Annotated in this window: 18 protein-coding genes; 6 read left to right on the forward strand and 12 right to left on the reverse strand. The window is 64.4% G+C overall.

The features are described from left to right. Positions 1 to 20: 20 nt before the first annotated feature. The 8 genes from ahbB (N826_RS22655) to N826_RS22690 all read right to left on the reverse strand — a co-directional run bounded on the left by ahbB (N826_RS22655) (position 21) and on the right by N826_RS22690 (position 5,968). Positions 21 to 506 carry a siroheme decarboxylase subunit beta gene (gene ahbB, locus N826_RS22655; protein ID WP_044432559.1) on the reverse strand — a complete coding sequence of 162 codons (486 nt, stop codon included), beginning with the start codon at positions 504 to 506 and terminating at the stop codon, positions 21 to 23. After that, entirely contained in the window at positions 503 to 946 is a 444-nt protein-coding gene (locus N826_RS22660) for an Lrp/AsnC family transcriptional regulator (protein ID WP_044432561.1), read from the reverse strand. The genes ahbB (N826_RS22655) and N826_RS22660 overlap by 4 nt, the downstream gene beginning before the upstream one ends. A gap of 4 nt (positions 947 to 950) precedes the next feature. Further along, positions 951 to 1,442 carry a siroheme decarboxylase subunit beta gene (gene ahbB / locus N826_RS22665; protein ID WP_044432562.1) on the reverse strand — a complete coding sequence of 164 codons (492 nt, stop codon included), beginning with the start codon at positions 1,440 to 1,442 and terminating at the stop codon, positions 951 to 953. Beyond that, positions 1,433 to 1,879: an AsnC family transcriptional regulator gene (locus N826_RS22670; RefSeq protein WP_044432564.1), complete on the reverse strand. Its 447-nt coding sequence runs from the start codon at positions 1,877 to 1,879 to the stop codon at positions 1,433 to 1,435. Before N826_RS22670 ends, ahbB (N826_RS22665) begins: the two co-directional genes overlap by 10 nt. Further along, a complete protein-coding gene (locus tag N826_RS22675) occupies positions 1,879 to 3,036 on the reverse strand; it encodes a cytochrome D1 domain-containing protein (RefSeq protein ID WP_044432565.1) in 1,158 nt (385 codons plus the stop codon). The genes N826_RS22670 and N826_RS22675 overlap by 1 nt, the downstream gene beginning before the upstream one ends. Continuing rightward, positions 3,033 to 3,356, reverse strand: a complete 324-nt coding sequence (locus tag N826_RS22680) for a c-type cytochrome (RefSeq protein ID WP_044432566.1) — start codon at positions 3,354 to 3,356, stop codon at positions 3,033 to 3,035. The genes N826_RS22675 and N826_RS22680 overlap by 4 nt, the downstream gene beginning before the upstream one ends. After that, positions 3,349 to 4,113 (reverse strand): uroporphyrinogen-III C-methyltransferase, encoded by a 765-nt coding sequence (gene cobA, locus N826_RS22685; RefSeq protein WP_044432568.1) that lies wholly within the window; start codon positions 4,111 to 4,113, stop codon positions 3,349 to 3,351. The genes N826_RS22680 and cobA overlap by 8 nt, the downstream gene beginning before the upstream one ends. A gap of 85 nt (positions 4,114 to 4,198) precedes the next feature. Beyond that, positions 4,199 to 5,968: a nitrite reductase gene (locus N826_RS22690; RefSeq protein ID WP_084721056.1), complete on the reverse strand. Its 1,770-nt coding sequence runs from the start codon at positions 5,966 to 5,968 to the stop codon at positions 4,199 to 4,201. A 337-nt stretch (positions 5,969 to 6,305) separates the two neighbouring features. Here N826_RS22690 and N826_RS22695 point away from each other — a divergent pair, with 337 nt between their 5' ends. Next, entirely contained in the window at positions 6,306 to 7,367 is a 1,062-nt protein-coding gene (locus N826_RS22695; RefSeq protein ID WP_044432569.1) for a type IV toxin-antitoxin system AbiEi family antitoxin, read from the forward strand. Beyond that, the gene (locus tag N826_RS22700; RefSeq protein ID WP_186818082.1) at positions 7,364 to 8,221 is read left to right on the forward strand and encodes a nucleotidyl transferase AbiEii/AbiGii toxin family protein; all 858 of its coding nucleotides are present in this window, start codon (positions 7,364 to 7,366) and stop codon (positions 8,219 to 8,221) included. The genes N826_RS22695 and N826_RS22700 overlap by 4 nt, the downstream gene beginning before the upstream one ends. Before the next feature lie 20 nt (positions 8,222 to 8,241). Here the strand turns inward: N826_RS22700 and N826_RS22705 are convergent, their stop codons facing one another. After that, positions 8,242 to 9,009 carry a cyclic nucleotide-binding domain-containing protein gene (locus N826_RS22705; RefSeq protein WP_052831844.1) on the reverse strand — a complete coding sequence of 256 codons (768 nt, stop codon included), beginning with the start codon at positions 9,007 to 9,009 and terminating at the stop codon, positions 8,242 to 8,244. 34 nt (positions 9,010 to 9,043) lie between these two features. Beyond that, complete coding sequence (locus tag N826_RS22710; RefSeq protein WP_052831846.1) at positions 9,044 to 9,763, reverse strand: Crp/Fnr family transcriptional regulator; 720 nt, start codon at positions 9,761 to 9,763, stop codon at positions 9,044 to 9,046. 183 nt (positions 9,764 to 9,946) lie between these two features. On the opposite strand from N826_RS22710, the gene N826_RS22715 reads away from it, so the two are divergent. The 4 genes from N826_RS22715 to N826_RS22730 all read left to right on the forward strand — a co-directional run bounded on the left by N826_RS22715 (position 9,947) and on the right by N826_RS22730 (position 14,597). Then, the gene (locus N826_RS22715; RefSeq protein WP_044432571.1) at positions 9,947 to 10,399 is read left to right on the forward strand and encodes a c-type cytochrome; all 453 of its coding nucleotides are present in this window, start codon (positions 9,947 to 9,949) and stop codon (positions 10,397 to 10,399) included. 41 nt (positions 10,400 to 10,440) lie between these two features. Then, entirely contained in the window at positions 10,441 to 11,790 is a 1,350-nt protein-coding gene (locus N826_RS22720; protein WP_044432572.1) for a cbb3-type cytochrome c oxidase subunit I, read from the forward strand. 66 nt (positions 11,791 to 11,856) lie between these two features. Then, positions 11,857 to 12,666, forward strand: a complete 810-nt coding sequence (locus tag N826_RS22725) for a CbbQ/NirQ/NorQ/GpvN family protein (protein ID WP_044432574.1) — start codon at positions 11,857 to 11,859, stop codon at positions 12,664 to 12,666. Between the two features lie 8 nt (positions 12,667 to 12,674). After that, entirely contained in the window at positions 12,675 to 14,597 is a 1,923-nt protein-coding gene (locus N826_RS22730; RefSeq protein ID WP_044432575.1) for a nitric oxide reductase activation protein NorD, read from the forward strand. 47 nt (positions 14,598 to 14,644) lie between these two features. On the opposite strand, the gene N826_RS22735 is transcribed toward N826_RS22730, so the two are convergent. Together N826_RS22735 and N826_RS22740 are read right to left on the reverse strand one after the other, a co-directional pair. After that, the gene (locus N826_RS22735; RefSeq protein ID WP_044432576.1) at positions 14,645 to 15,013 is read right to left on the reverse strand and encodes a Rap1a/Tai family immunity protein; all 369 of its coding nucleotides are present in this window, start codon (positions 15,011 to 15,013) and stop codon (positions 14,645 to 14,647) included. Positions 15,014 to 15,045: 32 nt separating this feature from the next. Next, complete coding sequence (locus tag N826_RS22740) at positions 15,046 to 15,309, reverse strand: hypothetical protein (protein ID WP_044432578.1); 264 nt, start codon at positions 15,307 to 15,309, stop codon at positions 15,046 to 15,048. Positions 15,310 to 15,541 lie beyond the last annotated feature (232 nt).

Raw genomic sequence — 15,541 nt, forward strand, 5'->3', positions numbered from 1 at the left:
CTTTCTCGGGTCTGGCCTGTTCAGGCTGAAAGGCGCAGGCCGCTCTTCTTGAGAATGCGGGTGCTATAGAGGACCTCGTGCCCCCGGCAGACCGGCCCGAGCAGGGCCGCGATCGTCGCGACCTGCGCTTCGACCTCATCCCGGCTTCGGGCGTGGACCATGGCGAACAGGGTATAGGGCCAATCCGGCGGCGAGGGCCGCCGGTGGTAGCAATGGCTGACGAAGGGCAGGGCGCCGACACGGGCTCCCGCCTCGTCGATCAGGTCCTCCGGCACGTCCCATACGCTCATGCCGTTGTGGGCGTAGCCGAGCCGGTAGTGGTTGGGCACGGCGGCGATGCGCCGGATCTGGCCGCCGTCCAGCAACCGGGCCAGCCGCTCCCGGACCTCGCCGCCCGAAATGCCCAGCCTGTCACCCAGCACGTCATAGGGGCGGCGTTCCAGCGGCAGCCCTTCCTGGGTTGCCAGGACAAGGCGGCGGTCGGTGTCATCAAGGATGGTGGTCATACGGCGAACCTCAGGCCGACGAAATATTCGGCCAGCTTGGGCATGGGATGGACGGTCAGGCCGGTGCGCCGCTCGATCTCCGCGATGGCGGCATAGATGCCCTCCGGCGTTTCGGTCGCCAGCACGAACCACATGTTGAAGGCATGGCCGCGGGCGTAATTGTGCGCTACTTCCGGAAGTTCGTTGACCAGCGTCGCGATCCGTTCGAATTCCTCCGGCGGCACCTTCAGCGCCGCCAGCAGCAGCGCGCCACCCATCCGCTCGGCATGGTAGAGCGGCCCGAAACGCGTCAGCACGCCGGTCTCGCGGAGCCGCCGGACCCGGACGATCGCGTCGTCCTCGTCCAGTCCAAGTTCCTCCGCAACCGTCCGGAACGGCCGGTCGTCCAGCGGAAAACCGTCCTGTAAACGGTCGATCAGGCGGCGGTCGATATCGTCCATGGCGTCAGCCTTCCCTGGGCGTGCCGTAGCATGCGGCGGTCTGCTTGAAGCGGCGCGTGGTGTGCAGGATCGCGGGAGGCTGGACCATCACGTCCGGCAGCGTCGCCATGACGGCGACGCGATCCTCCACGAAGGTGCGGTCGCGCGCGTGGATCATGGTGAAGAGGTTGTAGGGCCAATCCGGCAGCCGGCGGGGCCGCTGGTAGCACAGGCTGACCCACGACAGCCCAGCGAACATCGCGCCGACCCGTTCGACCTCTTCGTCGGGGATGTTCCAGACCACCATGGCATTGGAATCGAAGCCCAGCGCCGCGTGATCGACGACCACACCGATGCGGGAGATCATCCCCCGCTTCACGAAGCCGCACATGCGGTCGATTACGTCAGCTTCGTCCAGGCCCAGGCTGTTGCCCAGCGCCTCGTAGGGCCGCTCCGCCAGCGGCAGGCCGTCGCGCAACGCACCGATCAACTGCCGATCGGTCTCAGTCAGTTCCATAGTCGAAACCCCAGATCCACGTGAAAGTCCCGCTCCAGACGCAGGTCGAGCGGCGTCAGTCCGGTCAATGTCGCAATCTCGGCCAGCACCTGCGCCACCCGCTCCGCATCGGGGGCCGTTACGACGAACCACAGGTTCAGCCAGTGCTCCCGCGCGTAGTTGTGGTTGACCTCGGCGAAGGCGCCGACAAGGCCTGCCACGTCCTCCAGCCGCTCCGGCGGGACTGCCAGGGCCGCCAGCGTGCTGGCCCCGACGCGATTAGGCCGGAAGACAGCGCCGACGCGTCGGACGGCGCCGTCGTCAGTCAGCCGGCGCAGCCGGTCGATCACTTCGGCCTCGCTTACCTCCAGCCGCGTCGCGATCTCCGCGTAAGGGCGGGAGGTTAGCGGAAAGCCGCGCTGGAACTCGTCCAGCAGGCGCTGGTCCAGGGCGTCCATCACAGGCCGATCCGATGGGCGCGGGCGGTGAAGAAGATGCCGCTCGGCTTCTCGGCGGGCAGGGTCGCGAGAAGGGAGAAGGTCGCGGTGTCGTAGACCTTGATCTGGTCGGCGTCGCGGACCGACAGCCAGACCCGCTCGCCGCGCGGCGTGAACTCCAGATGCAGCACGCCGGGGCCGGGCTCCAGTCGATGGACCACTTTCAGCGACGGCACGTCGATCACCTGCACGACGCCGTTGTCGGGCAGCGCGAAGTTGACCCAGAGCTGCCGGCCATCAGGGCGGGCCATGACGAAGACCGGCTGCCCCTCCACCGGGATGCGCCCAGCCTCCGTCCAGGTCGCGAGGTCGATCACCAGGACCTCGTGCCGTCCGACCGCCGGGATGAAGGCGTGCCCGTCGGCCACCGCCCAGCTTTCCAGATGCGGCATCTTGAAGACCGGCAGAGCCGTCTCGCCCCGGCCGTAGCCCACCAGCACCCGGCGTATCCCGGCTTCCGGCCGCCACAGGTCGAGCATGGCGAGGCCGTCTTCGCCGAACAGGCCGGCGATGTAGTAGCGGCCGTCCGGTGTCACCAGCGCGTCGTAGGGCTGGCGTCCGATACCGGTGAACTTCGTGATTTGGGGAGATGCCGGCTCGCTCAGATCCGCCAGCCAGATCTCGCCCTTGTCGTACAGGCTGAAGACGAAGCGGTTGCCCGGCGCATCCTCCAGCCCGACGACCTTGGAGCCGGTCGGGATGTCGGCGACGGGTGCAAGCGTTTCCGCATCGAAAACCCTGATGCCTCCCGGCTCGTAGTTGGCGACCGCCACCAGCCGGCCATCCGCCGAGATAGCACCGCCGATGCTGTTGCCGGCCTGCATGACCCGGCCTGCCAGCTTCTGTGTCAAAAGGTCCAGCTTGGTCAACCCGCCGTCGCGGCCGAACACATAGGCGAAGCGCTCGTCGCGCGAAAAGACGATGGCGGCATGGCTGAGGTCGCCCAGTTCGCCTACCTCTCCCAGCACGGTATCGTGGCTGTGCTCGACCAGCTTCACGCTGCCGGTAGCCCGCTCGATCACCACGCCCAGGTCTCCGGTTCCCCTGATCTCCGGACCGGCGGCACAGGCGCCGAGCAGCATCGATGCCGCCAGCGCGGTAACGCCCGTGCGGGTCATGGCGCCAGTCCCTTCTTAAGTTCGTTCGCGATCCAAGCGGCTTCGTCGGCGCTGAGCAGCGCCGCCCAGGGCGGCATCGGCGTTCCGGGAATGCCGTTCAGGATGATATCGGTCAGGCTTTCGGCAGGGATGCCGTCGAGCGCCTGCGGCAGCAGGGACGAGCCAAGTCCACCCTTCAGCGTCATGCCGTGGCACGATCCGCAGTCCTGCCGGACCATGTGCCGCAAGGCTTCCTGGCGATTGGGCGACGGCGTTGCCGCGAGAGCCGGCGTCCCCATCAGCAACAGGGCGCCAAAAACCGCGATGCCCCGGCTACGCATCGGCCAGCTCCCGCTCGCCGTACCACGCCAGTTCCGGGGCGAGCGCCACGACCCGCCCGACGATAATCAGGCATGGGGCGGGCAGGGGTTGCAGGGCCAGTGCCCGCTCCAGCGTGCCGAGGGTCGCGAGAACGCTTCGCTGCGCGTCCGTGGTCCCGCAGGACACGGCGGCAGCCGGCATCGCCGGGTCCACCCCCGCCGTGATCAGGTTGCGCCGGATCGTTTCCAGGTTGGCCAGCGCCATGTAGAAGACCAGCGTCGTGTCCGGGTCCATCATGCCGCGCCAGTCGCAGACCAGCTCGTTGTCCTCCCGGCAATGCCCGGTCACGAACCGGACTCCGGTGGCAAGCCCGCGATGGGTCAGCGGGATGCCGGCATAGGCGCCGCAGCCGGCGGCGGCGGTCACTCCGGGCACGATCTCGAACGGGATGCCGTGCTCGGCCAAAGTCAGTGCTTCCTCGCTGCCCCGCCCGAAGATGAACGGATCGCCGCCTTTAAGCCGGACCACCCGCTTGCCCTCGCGCGCCAGTTCGACCAGCAGCAGGTTGATGTCTTCCTGCGCCATGCTGTGGTTGCGCGTCGCCTTGCCGACGAAGATCCGGCGGGCGGAGGACGGGATCAGGTCCAGGATCTCCTGCGGCACCAGCCGGTCGTGGACGACGACCTCCGCCTGCTGGATCAGGCGCAGGGCCTTGACGGTGAGCAGGTCCGGATTGCCGGGACCGGCTCCCACGAGATGGACGCGAGGCATGGACATGATCGCGGGAATTCCCGTCGGTAAAAAGGCAGTGAGGGAAATAAGCGGGGCGGAGCGGAGGTCCGCCCGCCCCGAATTCGATGGATCAGTAGACGTCCATCTTGGTGTTGTACGTATTGAACTTGCCGGTCGGCGTAATCAGGCGCTTGTCCCTGATCACGTGCTTCAGCGTCCTGGTCTTGTCGTCCACCACGACGATCGCGGATTCCTGGTCCTTGGCGTTCCAGACCGAGAACCACACCTCGTCGCCGCCCTTGTTGTATTCGCCCTGGACGACGCGGCGGGCGCCTTCCTTGATGCCCGACCATTCGGCGATCGGCAGCACGGTGTAGCCCTTGGCGAGGTCCTTGATATCGAACACGGCGACCGAAGCGCGCATGTCTTCGTCCGGGTTCAGCGGCGTATCGACCCAGAGGTTGGTCGATTTCGGGTGGGTCTTGATGAACAGCGACCCGCCGCCCTGGCCGCGTACGCTGTCGACGATCTTCCACGCCTGAGCCGGATGCTTCTCCGGATCGGTGCCGATGAAGGAGATCGTGTCGTCGCCGAGATGGCTGGTCGCCCAGACCGGACCGAACTTCGGATGGATGAAGTTGGCGCCGCGTCCCGGATGCGGCGTCAGCCCCTCGGTATCGACCAGGGCCGACAGCAGGTTCAGCTTGGTATCGACCACGGCGACCTTATGCCGTGCATTGGCGGCGACCAGGAAGTAGCGGCCGGTGCTGTCGAACCCGCCGTCGTGAAGGAACCGTTCGGCCCCGATCGTGGTCACCTTGAGGTTCTTGAGATCCTCGTAGTTGACCATCAGGATCTGGCCGGTTTCCTTGACGTTGACGACGAATTCCGGGTTGAAGTGGCTGGCGACGATCGAGGCGACGCGCGGTTCCGGATGGTATTCCTGGGTATCGACAGTCATGCCGCGTGTCGACACCACCTTGATCGGTTCCAGCGTCGGGCCGTCCATGATGACGTATTGCGGCGGCCAGTAGGCGCCGGCGATGGCCAGCTTGTCTTCCCATCCGTGGAACTTGGAGGTTTCGATCGAGCGTGCCTCGATCCCGATCTTCAGTTCGGCGACGGTGGTCGGTTCCGGCATCCAGAGATCGACCAGGTCGATCCGGCCATCCCGCCCGATCACGTAAAGGTAGCGGCCCGAGGCCGACATGCGGGAGATATGGACCGCATAGCCGGTCTCGATGACCTTGATGATCTGCTTGCTGGCGCCATCGATCAGGGCGATCTCGCCGGTGTCGCGCAGCGTGACCGAGAACAGGTTGTCGAGATCCAGCTTGTTCATCTGCTTGGTCGGGCGCTGGGCGACCGGCACGATCAGCTTCCAGCTGCCGCGCATTTCGGCAAGCCCCCATTCGGGCGGCTGCGGCGGTTCGTTCAGCAGGTAGCGCGTCATCAGATCGACCTGACGCTCGGTCAACTGTCCCGAGGTGCCCCAGTTGGGCATGCCGGCGGCCGAGCCGTAGGTGATGAAGTCGTGCAGATAGTCGAAGCCCAGCTCGCGGGTCTTGTCGGTCGTCAGCGGCTTGCCGGTAGCGCCCTTGCGCAGCACGCCATGGCAGCCGGCGCAACGCTCGAAATAGATCTGCTTGCCTTCCTCGAACTCGGCGGCGGTAAGCGTCGGCACACCCGCTTTGGCGCCGCCCTGCTCCATCTGCGCCTTGCCAAGCGTATCCATGCTGGGCTCGTAGGGCTGCTTCTTGTCGCCGTGTCCGTCGTCCTTGGCGGCAGCGGCAGCCTCTGCGGCTATTGCGGAGCTGTTGAAATTGGTGATGCCGACCAGGGCGGTCGAAGCGAGAAGCGCCAGCCCCAGAGCGGTTCCAAGATGTCCTAGCTTAAACATCAGGTATTTCCTCATAGACCAAGTCGCCGCATCAGCTACCACCCGCCCGGTCGGGCGGACTTGACTTTGGTTATTTCCAAGCACGGCGCTCTGAAATTCCTCTGCACAGGGGGAACATGACGCAGGCAGGGCATAGGCCACTTGACCAGGATCAAACGGGTAGGCGGATGGCAAGCAGTCTCATTTTTGACTCGGCTGATGGGGAAGGATGCTTGGTTACGTTTTCACTGAAAATCGTTCTTTCAACATTTGCTGAAAATGCTCCTTTCAATGAAAACAGGCTTGACGCTTTTCACTGGAGGGAGCATTTTCAACATATGCTGAAATCGGTAAATCAATGAAAGATTTGGAACTCCGCGCCGTCGAGGCTCTTACCGGGTTGCTGGGCGAGGTGCCGATAATCGAGTTGAAGGCTGTCAAAGCCTCGACGCTCATCGACAATCATGAAATCGACCTATTGGTCAGCATCGACGTGGCCGGTCATCCCCATACGCTCGTTTGTGAAATCAAATCTGACGTCAAATCGCATCATGTGCCGCTGGCGCTGCTTAAACTTGGACAACGAGTTGCCAGTGTCGGCACCAATTCGACACCAGTTTTGTTAGCACCTTACTTCCCACCCAAAGCTCAGGAGCTTTGCAGGACATTCGGCGCCGGTTTCCTTGACTTGGAGGGGAATGCCAGGCTGGTCTTCGACGGCGTCTTTATCGAGCGTCATGTCGCCAGCAAGCCGGCCGCCGAGCGCCGTGAACTCAAGTCGATCTTCAAGCCCAAGGCGGCACAGGTGCTTCGAACAATGCTGCGCGATCCGCAGCATACTTGGCGCGTAACCGAACTTGCCGAGGCTGCCGGTGTCAGTCTGGGTCATGTCAGTAATGTCCGGACCGCTCTCCTCGATCGGGATTGGGCGGGCCTTGATCCCGGCGGCCTGTTTCTGACTGCTCCGGATGCTTTGTTGGATGCATGGCGCGACGTCTACGATCCGCCAGCCGGCGTTCGGACAGAGTTTTACACGGTTTTACATGGTAAAGCGTTCGAGGAAGCTGTAAGGCGCGCGTCGTGCATTGATGACCAAGCTGGTAACGCGGTCCTTGCCTCGTTCTCCGCAGCGCATTGGCTCGCACCTTATGCCCGGACTGGAAGCCATTCCTTCTACGCCGACGAAACCGGGCTCGACCTTTTGAAACAGGCGCTGAAGCTCTCATTCGCATCCAAAGGAGCGAACATCATCGTGAACCGGTTGTCCGATATAGGCATTTTCCGCGATACGGTGGAGCCGGCGCCCGGCATCTTTTGTACCAGTCCGGTCCAAACCTATCTTGATCTCTCCTGCGCCGGTGAGCGTGGCGTGGAGGCGGCGGAACACCTTCGGCTTCAGAAATTGAATTGGTCGAAATGACTCAAGAACCGCAATCGGCGGCGGATTACGACGACCGCACGACTGCCGCCGTGAAGGCGGTTTTGCTTGAGATCGGTCAGATTCTCGGCAGCTTCCACGGTAAATTCGCCGTCATTGGCGGTGCCGTACCCTGGCTTCTGCTCGAGAACGAGGATATGCCCCATGTCGGCACGCTTGATGTCGATCTCGGCCTTGACGCCGAAGCGCTGGGCGATGGCGAGTATGCCACTCTTATCCAATCACTGATGAGTCATGGCTATCGGCAGCAGACAGGACTACGCCGCTTCCAACTCCTGCGTCAGGTTCCTGCCGACGACGATGCCGAACCGATCGATATCGTCGTCGATTTCCTGATGCCACGTGATGCGGAAATCGTCAGGAACGTTCCTCCGATCATTGATGAGTTCGCCGTGCAGCGGGCCACCGGCGCCGACCTTGCGCTACGATTCCAGCAGATTATAGCGATCGAGGGCCGAATGCCGAATGGCGGCAGGAACCGCGTTGAAACTGCGGTCGCGTCGATCCCAGCGCTTCTTGCGATGAAAGGTTTCGCGTTACACGGGCGCTACAAGCAAAAGGACGCCTACGACATCTACTACTGCGTTCGAAACTATCGAGACGGTATCGAGGCTCTTGCCGCAGCTTGCCGGCCACTGCTTTCGCATAAGAGCGGCGTGAACGGCTACCAGCACATATCCGAAAAATTCGATGTGGTCGACGGCCATGGCCCGACCTGTGTCAGGCGCTTCGTCGAGGAAACCCAAGTCCTTGGCGAACGGACGCCTGAACAGTGGCAGGTGGATGCTTTTGGTCAGATCGACGCATGGTTGCGTGCCCTCGGTCTCAGGAAATAATGGAAAAGAGGCGCGGGGCTTCAAAAGCTCCCGCACAGCCCCCGCAGTGCGGCCACATCGGCAATCCGGACTTCCATTCCCGCCATGTCGATCCCATGCGGGCGCAGGCGCGCCATCACGCGGGAGAAGCTTTCCGGTTCTATGCCCAGGCGGCTGGCGACAAGGCTCTTGCGGAAGGGCAGGGTGACGACGACGGCGCCTGATTCCGCCGGGGTCAGCGACAGCAGGAAACCACCGACCCGCTGCACCGGCGTCTTCACCCTTAGCGAAGTTTTCTCCCGCGTCAGGCGGCGGTGCCAGAGCGCCAGATTGGACAGCATCGTGAAGGCGACCCGATGGTCCTGACGGAGTTTGCGCATGAATGGGGCGGCCGGAACGCGGGCGAGCAAGGCATCCTCCATGACTTCGGCGGACAGTGGGAAACTGCCGCTGGCGAACATGGCGGCCTCGGCGAAGGAGGATACCGGCTCGAAGACCTCGACCACGCTCTCTTCGCCGCCCTCGTTCAGGGCGAACAGCTTCACCTTGCCTTCCAGCACCACATAGAAGCAGTCGGCGTCGTCGCCGGACGCGAACAGGCTTGTCTGCGCGGGCATCCGCGCCACGGAGGTTCCCGTCAGCAAGTCCGCCAGCACCGTAATTTCCAGGCGCTGGAACAGCGGCAGCTTCGCTGCCAAAGCGGGGTCCAGGGGCTGGCCGGTCCACGTGGTGTGCTGGATGCGGCGGCTCGTGGAGCGGGCGGCGCAGGCTGGGCGCGGAACCGCGCAGTTGATCGGGCAGCAGGCCATGGCGGCGGTCTCCGGCAGAGGATCAGGTCACGGATCAGGTCGGGGATTCTGGCTGGCAGAACGCGCGCAGTCCGGCAGGGTCGCCGATCACGACCTGGGTCTGACCGGCTCCCTGAACGCCGAACCGGCGCAACTTGCCGAAGGCGCGCGACAAGCTTTCCGGCTGCATGCCCAGCTTCTGGGCCAGCATCTGCTTGGAGAAAGGCAGCGTGACGACAATCCGGCCGTCGCCCTTGCCCTCGTGCCGGGACGATGCGCGGGCTTCCACCAGTTCCAGCAGGAAGATGCCCAGACGCTCCGCCGTCGATGCCATCTTCAGTGCGGTGATTTCCCGTACCAGCCCGCGCAGCCTCGTGGACATGCCGACCAGCATGCCGAGCACAAGGTCGAACCGTTGGTCGAGCAGCCGGGAAAGCCGGCGGCTCTCGATCGAGAACACCACGGCGTCGGTGATCACCCGCGCCGACATGTCGTAATGCGAATCCGGCGCCAGCGACTCCTCGCCGGCACTGTCGCCCGGCGACAGCGGATACAGCGGCACCGTGGTACCGGGTTCGTCGGGGACGTAGAGGGCGATCGTCCCCTCGACCACGACGAAAAGGTGCCGTGCCGCATCGCCGCGCTCATAGAGGACGGTCCCGGCGGGAAGTCTGGTGGTGGCCCCAAGGGAAACCAGGACGGATTGTTCGGCGTCGTCCAATCCTGAAAGCAGCGGATTGTGACGGATCGCGGTGAGGGTGGCTGAATCGATCATAGGTAGACAATAGGGTCCAGGAACGCACCTGCATTTGACCAAGGTCAAGGAATGTCCCACCCGGATGGTCAACTTTGCCGGCACGTCATTGCGCCGCCGGCTTCCAAGCGTCCTTCAGGGGCTATGAGGCGGCGCCCAACCCGAGGAAAATTTCCCCATGACAGACGCAGGACGCGGCAAGCCATGAGCGAGCGCCTGACAAAAGCCGCGGCGCGTAACATCTTTTACGGCGGCTCGGCCTTCTTCTTCCTGGTCTTCGTCGGACTTACGGCGTTGAGCCATAACTACATCCTCAATACAGGCACCAATACCGCCACGCTGACCGACGGCGTCGCCCGAGGCAAAGCGGTGTGGGAAAAGAACGCCTGCATCAACTGCCATTCCATCCTGGGCGAGGGCGCTTACTTCGCGCCGGAGGTCGGCAACGTGATGGCCCGCTGGGGCGTCGAGAATGACCCAGCTGCTTCCTACGACACTCTGAAAGCCTGGATGGAAGCGCAGCCCAGCGGCATCGAAGGCCGCCGGCAGATGCCGCAGTTCCACCTGACCGAGCAGGAAATGAGGGACCTTTCCGAGTTCCTGTCGTGGGTCGGCACGATCAAGACCCAGAACTGGCCGCCCAACAAAGCCGGCTGAGGAGCACACCGCCGTGAGAGATCAGCCATGAGAGATCAGTCATGAGATACCAATCCCAAAAGGTCGCCCTGGTCTATTTCGCCGGAGCCCTCCTCCTGTTCGTCGTCCAGGTTCTGGTCGGGACGCTGGCCGGCGTCGTCTACGTCCTGCCCAATGTCTTGTCGGAACTGGTGCCCTTCAACGTCATCCGCATGATTCACACCAATGCCCTGATCGTGTGGCTGCTGATGGGCTTCTTCGGCGCCGGCTATTATCTGGTTCCAGAAGAAGCCGAAACCGAGCTTTACAGCACGAAGCTGGCCTATATCCAGTTCGGCCTGTTCATGTTCGGCGGCCTTGCCGCCGTCGTCAGCTACCTGTTCGGCATCCACGAGGGGCGCGAGTTCCTGGAACAGCCGATGTGGATCAAGATGGCCATCGTCGTGGTCGCCTTGATGTACCTGTTCAACCTGTCCATGACGGTCCTGAGGGGCCGGCGCAATGCCGTCACCAACGTCCTGATGCTGGGCCTGTGGGGCATCGCCGTCTTCTTTCTGTTCGCCTTCTACAACCCGCACAACCTGGCGCTCGACAAGATGTACTGGTGGTACATCGTCCATCTCTGGGTCGAAGGCGTCTGGGAACTGGTGATGGCCTCGGTCCTGGCCTTCATGATGATCAAGCTGACCGGCGTGGACCGCGAAGTGGTCGAAAAATGGCTCTACGCCATCGTCGGTCTGGCCCTGTTCAGCGGGTTGCTCGGCACCGGCCACCACTATTACTGGATTGGCACTCCCGGTTACTGGCAGTGGATCGGCAGCTTGTTCTCCACGCTGGAAGTAGCACCCTTCTTTGCCATGGTCGTATTCGCCTTCACGATGGTCTGGAAGGGCGGCCGCGACCACCCCAACAAGGCGGCCATGCTCTGGGCTTTGGGCTGCGCCGTCATGGCCTTCTTCGGCGCCGGCGTCTGGGGCTTCCTGCACACGCTCGCCCCGATCAACTACTACACCCACGGGACCCAGGTCACGGCGGCCCACGGCCATCTCGCCTTCTTCGGCGCCTATGTGATGCTGAACCTCGCGATCATGACCTATGCCATGCCGTATCTGCGCAACCGGCAGCCCTACAACCAGATGCTCAACATGTGGAGCTTCTGGCTGATGACCTCCGCGATGGCGTTCATGACCTTCTCCCTGACCTTCGCCGGAGTCGTCCAGGTCCACCTGCAACGCGTGCTCGGCATGGGCTACATGGAGGTTCAGGATCAGCTTGCGCTATTCTACTGGATGCGCCTCGGCTCCGGTGTCGTCGTGGCAATCTCGGCCCTGATGTTCGTCTACTCGGTCTTCGGTCCAGTGCGTGAGGAGCGGCCGGCCCGGCTGGCCAAGGCCCTGCAACCCGCCGAATGACCGGGATGCCGGCATCCTCCGCCCGAGGGTGCCGGCATTGCCATCGCCGTTTCCGGAGCTTCAATTATGCCCGACAGCCTGAACCCCGAAATCTTCGCCGCCGAAGTCCCCTACTACGAGCCGACCGGCGACGAATGCGACCTGTTCGTCCACGCCTATAACCACAACCTACCCTTGCTGCTAAAAGGGCCGACCGGCTGCGGCAAGACCCGGTTCGTGGCACACATGGCGGCGAAGCTCGGCTGCCCGCTGCACACCGTTTCCTGCCACGACGACCTGACGGCGGCCGACCTGACCGGCCGCTATCTGCTGAAGGGCGGAGACACCGTCTGGGTCGATGGCCCGCTGACCCGCGCCGTCCGCGAGGGCGCCATCTGCTATCTCGACGAGGTGGTGGAGGCACGGAAGGACGTGACCGTCGTGCTCCATCCGCTGACCGACGACCGACGCGTTCTGCCGCTGGAACGGACCGGCGAGATCATCGTCGCTCCGCCCGGATTCATGCTGGTCGTCTCCTATAATCCCGGCTACCAGAACATCCTGAAAAGCCTCAAGCCGAGCACCCGGCAGCGTTTCCTGGCGGTCGAGTTCGACTTCCCGCCGCCCGAGCGCGAGGCCGAGATCGTGTCGCGCGAAAGCGGATTGCCGGTCGAACGCTGCCGTCCCCTGGTCCGCCTTGCCGGAGCACTGCGCGATCTGAAAGGCCAGGACCTGGAGGAAGGAGTCTCCACCCGCCTGCTGGTCTACTGCGCCACCCTGATATCGTCCGGCATGCGGATGGAGCGCGCGATCCTCGCGGCGATGATCGAACCGCTGACCGACGACCCCGACATCCGCAAGGCGCTGCTGCGCGTCATCGACATCACGCTCGGCTGAGGCGGGTCATGGTTTCCATTTTCGAACCGGAGGAAACAGTCGGTCAGGCTTGGCACCGGCTGGTCGGCGGCAACGGCAGCTATAAGCATCACGCGGACGCCGCCATCGGCCTGGACGAGGTCCGAACCAGCCTGGGTGTCATGTTCCGGGCACTCGGCGGCAAGGGCGGAGTCCGTCTGGCCGCCAGCGGGGCAGGGGCATCCAACCACCGGCTGACCCTGCTGCAAAGGATCGGCCTTGGCACGGAGAAGCTCGATGGCGCCCGGTTCGACGGAGCGACGCTCGAACTGCCCGCCCGGATCGACTGTTTTCCGACCCGTGCCGAGAACGAGGCGCTGTACGAGTGGCTGATCGCCTGGTTTACCTGCGCCGAACCCAATCCTTTGCCTGCACCCACCGATCCGCTGCAAGCCGACATCGCTCGCCTGCGCGCGGCCGGCGCCACGACATCGCTCGCCCTCAATATCTGGCCGGGTTTGCGGAAACACCACATCGCGCTTTGCCGCGCCATGCTCGCTGCCCGGCCGGCCCGTCGCCTGCCGCCCATCGAGGCCACCGTCGAGGCCGCCGTCATCGCCCTGCTGGGCGGTCCGGGCGCACCGGACGGCATGGCGGCGATGCTCGACCCGACCGTCCCGCTGGAGAACTGGGTTGCCGCCGGCGGCTACAAACCGTTCCTGCCGGTGCCTCTGTGGGGCGAGGTCATCCCGATGCGGGCGGCATCTCCGCGCGCACCGTCCCAGGATGCGGAACTCGGGACCCCTCCTTCCGCGACCGACGGCAAGCGCCGCCGCGCGGCCCGGCGCGAGAACGACCAGACCCGCCGCAACGATCCGTTGATCCTGAATCGGTTCGAAAAGATCATCGGCCTGTCGGAAATGGTCAACATCAACCGCTCGGTCGAGGACGACGACGAGGACGGCGCGCGCAAGGCCGCCGAGGACTTGGACGAGTTGAGCGTCGGGCAGCACGACCGCCGCGCCGCGACCAAGCTGCGCATGGACATCGACCTCGCGGCGGAAGCCGTGGATACGTCCGTACTGACCGCCGAACTGAGCTATCCGGAGTGGGACTATACCCGTGGCGTCCTCCACCCCGACCACTGCCGCGTGATCGCTGGTGCCGCCTCCGCCGAGGGTGGTGAAACCTGGAGCCCCGATGCCGCCGCCCAGCGCCGCATCCGCACGGTGCGCCGCCAGTTCGAAGCGCTCCGCCCGCGCCGCCAGCGTTTGACCGCCCAGCCCGACGGCGACGAACTGGACCTCTCCTCCCTGGTCCGGTCCGTCGCCGACCGAAGGGCCGGCGGCCCCGGCTCCGACCGCCTCTACACCGCCGTCCGTCCGGTGGCGCGCGACCTTTCGGTCGCGGTGCTGGTGGACGTATCGCTGTCCACCGACGGCTGGATCGACGGTCACCGCATACTCGACGTGGAGAAGGAGGCGCTGCTGGCCTTCAGCCACGGCCTCGCCGCCTGCCAGGACGAGCACGGCATCTTCACCTTCACGTCACAGCGGCGCAACCACGTGCATGTCCGCACGGTCAAGGACTTCGATGAGCCCTTGAGCGATCTGGTGGACCGGCGCATCCAGGCGCTCAAGCCGGGCCACTACACCCGCATCGGCGCCGCCATCCGCCACACCGCGAAACGGCTTTCCGAGCGGCCCCACCATCACCGCCTGCTGCTCCTGCTGTCGGACGGCAAGCCCAACGACATGGACCACTACGAAGGCCGCTACGCGATCGAGGACACCCACATGGCGATCCGCGAAGCCCGGCGCGCCGGGCTCAAGGTGTTCGGCGTGACGGTAGACGAGCAGGCCCGCGACTACTTCCCCTACCTGTTCGGCAAGGGCGCCTATGCGATCTTCCCGCATGTCGCCCGCCTGCCGTCGGCCTTGCCCGCCATCTACCGCCAGATCGCCTGCGCCTGAAGCGGACGATCCGGCGGTTCCGAAACTTCCGCCGGGTAGCCTGGCGGTCAGCCGTGGCAGGGGAACGCGGCGCCGAGGGCGTCGAGCAGGGTTTCGACCGGCGGCAGGATAAGCACCTTCGGTTCGGCGTCCATGTGGCTGACCCACACCTGGGCAAGCTGGCCGATGCTGACGACCTTGGGCGGGCAGAACTTGCCGACGCCAAACCGGTCATGGGCATCCCGGACGCCTTGCACGAAGCCGAAGCAGTTGGCGCTTTCGACCGGGTCGCCGCCCAAGCCGTTGGCGGATTTGACCGCTTTCTGGCAGACCGGATGGAAATAGGCTGATTTATTCGGGTTCACGGCCGCCTGGGCAGAGGCGCCGCCCGCCAGGATCGCCGCCAGGGCGATCAGGGCGGTGCGGTGAAACGACATGATGCTATCCATCGCTGGTGAAGTTTGAAGGTTCAGCCGCAGCATCCGCCGCAGCACGATCCGCTCTGCCGGGCGGCGAGGCGGTCGTAATCGACCGCATGAACGCCTGAGGGCAGGACCAGCCCGCGTGAGAGAGCGGCGACATCCCCGGCACTGACGTTGGCCGGGCAGTTCCGGATCTCGTAGATGGTCCCGCCATTGGCGGGGGGGCCGGCAACGCTGCCGGTCTCGGCGATCGAGGCGTTGCCGGCGCGGTCGATGCTGACGAGATGCGAGATGTTCAAGGTCGAAGTCATGGGTGGTCATCCTGGAAGGTTTGTCGCAATGGCACCCACTCGACCACAGGACTGGTAGCTCCGACTTGACTTCGGTCATGCGCCATCGGTTTGGTGGCGACCAAATAGACGGCATCCTTTTCTTGCCAGCCGGAATATCTTTTCTGGTCCTGAATTCCCGGTGGCTTGACCCGCGTCAAGGGAACTCCTCCGCGATCCGTCATGATGCGGATGTGAATCCCCCGGGAGTTGA

This window comes from Skermanella aerolata KACC 11604 (genome assembly GCF_000936425.1).
GTDB classification, from domain to species: domain Bacteria; phylum Pseudomonadota; class Alphaproteobacteria; order Azospirillales; family Azospirillaceae; genus Skermanella; species Skermanella aerolata.